1 protein-coding gene and 1 pseudogene are annotated in these 1773 nt (G+C 73.2%); both read left to right on the top strand.

Annotated elements, in window-relative coordinates; translation table 11 throughout:
• A pseudogene (locus GV790_RS28805) lies at nucleotides 1-774 on the top strand (DNA polymerase Y family protein); the annotation flags it as partial.
• A gap of 68 nt (nucleotides 775-842) precedes the next feature.
• Nucleotides 843-1598, top strand: coding sequence for an alpha/beta fold hydrolase (locus tag GV790_RS28800; RefSeq protein ID WP_163817977.1), 756 nt, complete (start codon nucleotides 843-845; stop codon nucleotides 1596-1598).
• Nucleotides 1599-1773 lie beyond the last annotated feature (175 nt).

Genomic DNA, 1773 nt, shown 5'->3' with positions numbered 1-1773 from the left:
CTCGCCACCCGCGCCCATGCCGCGTTCTCGGCCGCGGCGGTGGCCTGCACCAGGCTCGCGGTGTTCGCCGAGACCGCCGCCGGTGAACGGCTCACCCGCGTCTGGCGCTGCGCCGAACCGCTGACCGCCGACGGCGTCGCCGACCGGGTGCGCTGGCAGCTGGACGGCTGGCTCACCCATCGCGACACCGGTGGTTCCGGCGGGCCCACCGCCCCGATCACCCTGCTGCGGCTGGAACCGGTCGAGGTGATTCCGGCCGCGGCGCTCCAGCTCGGGCTGTGGGGCGATGCCGGCAGCACCGATGCGCGGGCGATGCGCGCCCTGGTCCGGGTGCAGGGCCTGCTCGGTGGTGCGGCGGTGCAGGTCGGGGTGCTCAGCGGCGGACGCGGCCCCGCTGAGCGGATCACCATGGTCGCGCTCGGCGACGAACAGGTGCCCGCCGCCGATCCCACGCTGCCGTGGCCGGGCAGGCTGCCCGAACCGGCGCCCGCGGTGCTCATGATGAACCGGCCCCGGGTCGAGCTGGAATCGGCGGGCGGCGCCCCGGTGCACGTCACCGAGCGCGGGCTGTTCAGCGCGACTCCCGCGCGTTTGCGCTGGGGCGGTAAGCAGTGGGAGCTGACCGCGTGGGCGGGTCCGTGGCCGATGGACGAGCTCTGGTGGTCCGCCGGATCCGCGCCCGCCGCCCGCGTGCAGGTCGAACTACCCGGCCCGCACAGCCTGCTGCTCATCACCCGCGAGGGCCGGTGGCATGTGGAAGGGCTCTACGAATGAGCGCGGGCCTGCCCGTGTGTGCCAGATCATCGACTTTCCCCTGGTGATCGCCGGTATTCTCGACAATCGTGAATCTGACGACGGCCAGGGTCGCGCTCGGCGACGTGCTGATCGCCTACCGGGACTCCGGGGCGGTCGCGGTCGACGACGTCCCGGTGGTGCTGGTGCACGGCATGGGCGGTGACGGCCACACCTGGGACCGGTTCGCCCGTGAACTCGTGCGGGCCGGACGCCGCGTCATCATCCCCGATCTGCGCGGCCACGGCCGCAGCGCGCACACCGAGTCGTATCTGTTCGGCGAGTTCGGCGCCGACGTGCTGCGCTTGTGCGATCACCTCGAACTGGACCGGGTGGACTTGGTCGGGCATTCGCTCGGCGGCTACGCGGTGTCCTGTGTGGCGCAGGAGCGGCCGAGCCTGGTGCGCCGCCTGGTCATGGAGGAATGCCCGCTGCCGCTGCGTTCCGGCACCGAGGAGCTGACGCTCACCCGTAGATTGCCGACCCCGCCCGAACTGTGGCACGCCACCTCCAGCCTGGTGCGTCATCCGCGCGCCGTGCTGGCCTTCGACCGGTCGATGACGCGCACCGCGCTCGAACAGTTCCGCAAACCGCATCCGGAATGGTGGGAGCGGCTCACCGAGATCAGCGCGCCGACACTGGTGCTGCGCGGCGGGCCCGGCGGCATGGTCGATCCGGAGAAACTCGAGGTCATGCGCACCTCGATCCCCGACTGCTCGGTCACCGCCTTCACCTGCGGGCACAGCATCCATCGCGACCGCTACCGCGAATTCGCCGCCGCCGTACTGCCTTTCCTCGGCCACTGAGGACCGGGCCGGCTGCCCGGGCGAGTCCGCGGGCCGACCGCGCGGTATCGGCTGCTGCCGGGGTGGCGCGGCCGGCTACCGTTCGCGGCTCACCAGTGGGTGCCGGGGACCCAGCGGGCGGCGCGGCGCAGGGCGGCGCCGGTGACCTTGCGGGCCGCCGAGCGGGGGCGGGGTT

The sequence above is a fragment of the Nocardia cyriacigeorgica genome (assembly GCF_010858045.1).
GTDB lineage: Bacteria > Actinomycetota > Actinomycetes > Mycobacteriales > Mycobacteriaceae > Nocardia > Nocardia cyriacigeorgica_E.
Note: the sequence above shows the minus strand (reverse complement) of the source record. Positions and strands in the feature narration are given on the sequence as shown.